At 20.0% G+C, this 6,369-nt stretch carries 4 protein-coding genes; all 4 read right to left on the reverse strand.

Going from position 1 to position 6,369, the window contains the following annotated elements:
* Positions 1 to 19: 19 nt before the first annotated feature.
* Positions 20 to 1,213, reverse strand: a complete 1,194-nt coding sequence (locus DM780_RS02950) for an aspartate aminotransferase family protein (protein ID WP_110548927.1) — start codon at positions 1,211 to 1,213, stop codon at positions 20 to 22.
* A 5-nt stretch (positions 1,214 to 1,218) separates the two neighbouring features.
* Positions 1,219 to 2,907, reverse strand: a complete 1,689-nt coding sequence (locus DM780_RS02955) for an OstA-like protein (RefSeq protein WP_110548928.1) — start codon at positions 2,905 to 2,907, stop codon at positions 1,219 to 1,221.
* A gap of 270 nt (positions 2,908 to 3,177) precedes the next feature.
* Positions 3,178 to 5,526, reverse strand: coding sequence for a putative LPS assembly protein LptD (locus tag DM780_RS02960; RefSeq protein WP_110548929.1), 2,349 nt, complete (start codon positions 5,524 to 5,526; stop codon positions 3,178 to 3,180).
* 115 nt (positions 5,527 to 5,641) lie between these two features.
* Entirely contained in the window at positions 5,642 to 6,187 is a 546-nt protein-coding gene (gene folK / locus DM780_RS02965; RefSeq protein WP_110548930.1) for a 2-amino-4-hydroxy-6-hydroxymethyldihydropteridine diphosphokinase, read from the reverse strand.
* Positions 6,188 to 6,369: the final 182 nt, after the last annotated feature.

A 6,369-nucleotide genomic window follows, 5' to 3' on the forward strand; every position in this document is an offset into this window, starting at 1 on the left:
AAAAATATAAAACAATATTTTATTTTTTAAGGTTATTCAAACATTCTATAATAATAGAACATCCTTTTTTAATTTCTTTTTTCGTAATAGTCAATGGAGGAGAAATACGCAAAGATTTACTATGAAATAAAAAACGAAAAATAATTAATCCTTTTTTTATACAAGATTGTAATACTTCATCGACATGATTCTTGGTTTTTAATTCAAAAGATAAAAGGAGCCCTTTTCCATGAATATTTTTTATTTGATCATGAACTAAATATTTTCTAATCCATTTTTCTTTGATAGAAACTTTTTCAATAATCTTAAAATGAATAAGTTGATTTAATGTAGTTAAAGAAGCTGCAGCAGCTACTGAATTTCCTCCAAAAGTTGTTAAATGACCCATTTGGACATCATCAGAAAAAGATTTCATAATTTCATCTGAGGACATAAAACCACTAATCGGCATTCCCCCCCCCATTCCTTTTCCCATTATTAAAATATCAGGTACAATTCCATAATGTTCAAAAGCAAAAAACTTTCCTGTTCTTCCAAATCCTGTTTGAATTTCATCCAGTATCATTAAAGAATTTCTTTTTTTACATTGTTTTTTTACTTCTTTTAGAAAATAATTATTAGGCAATACCACTCCAGCAGAACTTTGGATTGTTTCTAAAATTACACAAGCGGTTTTATCTGTAATAGAATAAATCAATTCATCTATTTGATTAAATGTTATAAATTTAACCAATGGGAGAAGAGGACGAAAAGGTCTTTTATTTTTTTCATACCCCATAATACTCATGGATCCCATGGTACTTCCATGATAAGCTAATTTGCAAGAAATAATCTCTTCCCTACCTGTATAACATTTTGCTAATTTTAATGCTCCTTCTACAGCTTCAGTTCCAGAACTAACTAAATAAGTTTTATTTAATGGAGATGGAGTAATCTCAGCTATTTTTTTACAAAGTTTTACACAAGGTTCCTGTATAAATTGACCATAACCCATAGTATGTAAATATTTTTCTACTTGATTTTTTATAGATTCTTTTATTTTTTTATTTCCATGTCCTAACGTATTTACAGAAAGCCCTGCAACAAAATCTAAATATTTTTTTCCATCTTTATCATAAATATAATTGCCATTTGCATAATCTACTGAAATTTTAATAGGATTAGATATTATTTGAGTTTGATATCGAATAAAATCCTTTTCTAATTTATTCATACATATTATTTTTTTTTTCTGAATTTTTCAATTTCTTTTTTTTCTTCTAAACTTTCTTTTCTATATTTTTTCATTTTTTCATAGATTAAGTATTTTTTATTCTTAGATTTTTCTTTTTCTTTCCAAGAAAATTTAGGAAGAAATAAATTTTTTTCAAATATACTGTTAGATAGAAGGAATAATTCTGAGTTAGATTGTTCTAAAAAGAAAATTTTTTTTATTTTTTTTCCTTTTTCTAAATTTGCATATATCATCCCACAAGATGATTTATTGATTATTTTTTTTTTATTATACAATGAAGAATTATTATAATGAAAAATAATACTTTTAGCATTACCTTTAATCAAAATTTTTTCTAAAACATTTTTTTTATCAAAAAGACCTATCATAATTTCTCCTTTTATCTGATTAAATTCTTTTGAATTTATTTTTTTTATATAAAAAGCATTTTTCATTATTTTCAAATAATCTAAAAAAAAATCATTTTTAAAATGAATAAAAATGGAATCTCCAGTGATTTGTTGATTTTTTATCCAAAAAATGGGATTACCATTAAATTGTATTGATTTATTTGACGGTTCATATATTAAGGAGTAACTTTTTATTTGAAGTTCTTCATTAAAAAAAAAACCTATAATAGGAAAAAATTGAATTGATAATATAGATTCATTCTTTAAATTTATTTTTATTTTATCCGAATAAATAAAAAAAGAATCCTCTTTAGGTTTTATTTTTATAAATACGATATTTTTTTTTAAAAAAATTAATCCAGAGTATAAATCAAAATTTCCATTATCTCCTATAAAAAAATATCCTTTTTTTTTATCTTCAAAAAAAATATTTTTAATAAATCCACTTTTTTTATTATAATCGAAAAACCAATATTTTCCTTTGATAATTTTATCATTATAATGAAGACTACAATATTCTTTGGATAAAAAAATATTTTTTTTTATAAAAAAATAACCTGATTTAGCATAGAAAAAATTTTCTATTTTATTATTATTTATTACTATGGTAGGGCTATAAAATTTTATTTGATCTATTGAAAATAGATATTCTATTGAATTGGAATATACCGTATAATTTTTACTAATTAATTTGACTTCATATTTTAATTTTGCCTTTTTTTTTAAAGGAAAGTAACTTCCTTCTTTGCTATATATATTATAATCTTTATAAAAAAGAGTGCTTCCTCTCTTATAAAAAATCTTATTAAAATTAAGATCGTATTCTAAAATATTGGTATATAATTTTAATTCATCTAATAATAAAACTACGTTTTGGATTGCCTGAAAAAATTTTTTTCTAAAATTATAATTAATAATATTTGCTGTTAACTTTATATTTTTTTGAACTAAAATCACTTTACCGGAAGCTTTCAGGTTATTCATATTTTCGGAATATTCTATTTTTTGAGAAAAAATTTTATTTTTTTCTGATTTTAATTGAACATTTCCATATCCATAAAATTTATGATTTTTTTTATAAATAGCTTTATCACAAAAAAGTTGATATTCCTTATGTTTAATATGAACATGACCTATTAAAAAAACAGTATCATCATGATCTTCTTTTTGTATAAAATCGGCATGAATTAATTTTATCGATTTTTGAAGATTCTTGTTAAAAGAATTTTCAATATTAAGGAAGAATAATAGAATAATTAATAAAGAATAATATTTAGAACTCATTTATTCATTAGTAAGGTAATGAAAGTCTTCTTTTCATTTTTAAAATATCTTTATGCTATTCAATATATTTCTATATTTAATTTTTTTGGTAATCTATAAACTTTTTTATGAAAGAATAATTATAGCTTTTTATCATTCTATTGTTTTATAAATTGAATTTTCAGTTTTGGGATCAATAGTAATTTGTCTATATAAAAATAAAAAATTTTCTATCCATTTTATGGTCTATAAGATGGAATTATTTATAAAAAATTATTTTTTTTCATTTTATTAATAATGTATTTCTTTATATTGTAATAATTTACTTAAATTTGGATCTTTTATTCCAATAAAAAAAGACCAATAGTGATCTTCACCTATAGGTACCCAATCAAAATTTATTTTAAAACTTCTCAAATCTCTGTAAAAAACTAACTTTAAAAAACTTATTTTATTTTTTAATAAATTGTAATCCGTGTTTATTTCTATATTCCAATATTTTGTTAAATTTATAAATCCATTTATACTTAAAAAAACATTGAATAATTTTTTTTGATGAAAATAATTTTCATAAGTTGAATTTAAATCAATTTTCAAATTCAATGGAATTGGATATATTGCATAATTATATTTATCAAATAAAAAGTATTCATAACGATTTTTTCCTTTTTTTTCATATTTATTATTAAAAAAATTTATTTCATATTCAAAATTCTCATGAAAGGAAAAATGAAAATACATTCTTTTTTTTTCGTTTCTATTATCAAATAAAAAAGTATTGTATTTCCGTTTTTCATATAAATTTATCCCTCCTTTATATTTCATTTTTAAATATTTCGTAAAATTAGTATAACCCATAAAATAGAATTTTTCTAAATGAAAATAATTTTTATCAAAAAAATAAAAAGTTTTTACCTGAAAAAGATCAATTATTTTTATTTTTTTATATGTAAAATCTTTTAAATTTTTATTATTTTTTATTTTTAATTCCAAATTATTATTTAATATAAAAATGATTCTATTTTCAATAAGATTGTTTTTATTATTTTGATTTAAAGGAAGATAAGATTTAATTTTAAAAGAAACTATAGGTGCTATCTGATGTCTTAATAAAAAATCCTTATTATTTAATTCTAAAAAACCTTCTAAAGAGGAAAATAATATATCTGTTAATACATTTGTTTTTTGAAATAAGGTGGAGGTCCATGAATTCAAATTCCAAGTAGAATATCCTTTATAATGAATTCTTGGATAAATTTTAAAATAAGGATTAATAGGAATAAAGGTAGAAATATTTATAGTATGTTTGATCCCTGTTTGGATATCTATTTTTTGTTTTATTTTTTTGAGTAAAGGAAAAATTGAATTATATTCTATATAATTATGTGAAAATATATGATAATCCATAATTAATGGATAAAAAAACGGTTTTTTTATAAAAAAAGGTTTTTGTCGCATAGAAATACTAATTTCTGGAATTTTTAATTGCGTTATTCCTTTATTCCTTTTTTGAATGATATATGCTTCCATATTCAAAAAATAATTTTGAAAATTTTTTTTTATACTAATATTAGAAATATTCATTTCTTCATATTTTATGGAATTAACTGGAGAAAAATTATCGAAATAATAGTTTATATCTGCGTTAAATTTTATTTCAGAATTTGAATTAGAATCTTTATAATGCTTCCATTTAAATTGATAATCAAATTTTTTATTTGATAAATATTGATAATTAAAATGAATAGATCCATTATACGAATATTTCAATTTATATTCCATTTTTGTTTCTAATTTCCATTTTTCACCTCCATATATAGAACTAGAAATTAAAAAATTAAAATAATCGGAAATAGGAAAATAGAACCCTATATTTTCTATAGTTATCTTCTTATTTTGAATCAAAAAGCTAGGATAGGTAATTCCAAAAGAAGAAATTCTACTATTATCTTTTTTCAAAGGAATATATAAAAATGGAAAAATTATAGGAATTGGAACTTGATACCAATAAAAAAATACGGGGCCGGTAATAACATATTTTTTTTTATGAAAATATTTTAAAAAATCTGTTTTTAAATAAAAATCAGGAATTTTATCTTTTTTTTCTATAAAAAATGGATCAGCTGTATAAATCACTTTTTTCATTAAACTATAATCATTCTCCTTTTTTATATCCTTTGCAATAATAACATAATCTTTTTCTTGTATATAAACATTATCAGCATTCCATTTTTGATTATCTAAATTTATGTGAAAACGTCTAGACGTATAATATTGATTATCTCCTTTTTGGATAACAATTACATTTTTTTTTTTACCTATAGCATATAAATCTCCATTTTTCCAATTTAATTCTATACGATCAGCTTTAATTTTTGTATCAAGATATTCTATAAATGCATTTCCATCTAAATAAGATTTTCCATCATCTATATGATGTTCTTGTACATTTGAACGATATTTTATAACAATATTTTTTAATTTTGTTATATTGTTCAAATTCAAAGAGGATTCAATTTTAGATTCATCAATTATTTTTAGCTCTTCTTTTTTTTTTTCTTCCTCTGCATAACTAAAAATAGTATATAGAAAAAAAAAGAATATTATTGTGGATATAGAAATCCATTTTTTGGTATACAACTTTATCAATTTTTTTTAAAAAAAATTCAATTAAATAATATTTTTTTTAATTATATATACTTTGCATGTGACATAAAAATTTATAGTATACATCAGGATATTATATAAAAATAATCTATTCAAATTCTATTTTTTTTATTTTTAATTTATCTTCACATACTCCTAATATTTCTAAAAGAGTAGTATGAAATATAGGATGATATTTTTTTGGTAAAATTTCACACATAGGAACTAAAACAAATTTTCGAAGATGTAATAAAGAATGTGGAATAGTTAAAATAGAACTATGTATTATAATTCGATCATAAAATAAAATATCTATATCAATTTTTCTATCCTTATAAAATTTTTTATTTTGGAATGATTGATCTTTTACTTTTTTATTCATTATAGATTTTTTATTTATAAAAAATTCGATATCATAAATTTTTTCTAAAATATCAATAGGAGAATAAAATGTTTTTACATGTAAAGCTCTATTGTAAAAAGGATATGTATCTTTGTTCATACTCCAAGCTTCACTTTCAAAATAAGAAGATTTTTGAATAATTTTTCCAATTTTTTTGGAAATTAAAACTAAAGATTCATCTAAATATTTTTTTCTATTTTCTTTATTACTTCCTTGTAATAAAAAAACATTGTGCTCTTTCAATAAAGACATTTCTTATACAAGATACTAATTAAATATATTTTTTTTTATATATGTTATTTTAAAGATTTATTTATAAAAATATTTTTAATTAAATTGAGTAAATATTAATATTATTTAATAATTTATATATTATTATTTTATATATAAATTCATATTATTTATAATAAAAAAAATATCAATAAAAAAGATTA

It is taken from the genome of Blattabacterium punctulatus (assembly GCF_003226695.1).
GTDB lineage: Bacteria > Bacteroidota > Bacteroidia > Flavobacteriales > Blattabacteriaceae > Blattabacterium > Blattabacterium punctulatus.

What these genes read in the sequence shown, in the direction of transcription:
- DM780_RS02955 (WP_110548928.1), bottom strand. Translation starts at nt 2,907, where the DNA reads ATGAGTTCTAAATATTATTCTTTATTAATTATTCTATTATTCTTCCTT.
- DM780_RS02950 (WP_110548927.1), bottom strand. Translation starts at nt 1,213, where the DNA reads ATGAATAAATTAGAAAAGGATTTTATTCGATATCAAACTCAAATAATA.
- folK (WP_110548930.1), bottom strand. Translation starts at nt 6,187, where the DNA reads ATGTCTTTATTGAAAGAGCACAATGTTTTTTTATTACAAGGAAGTAAT.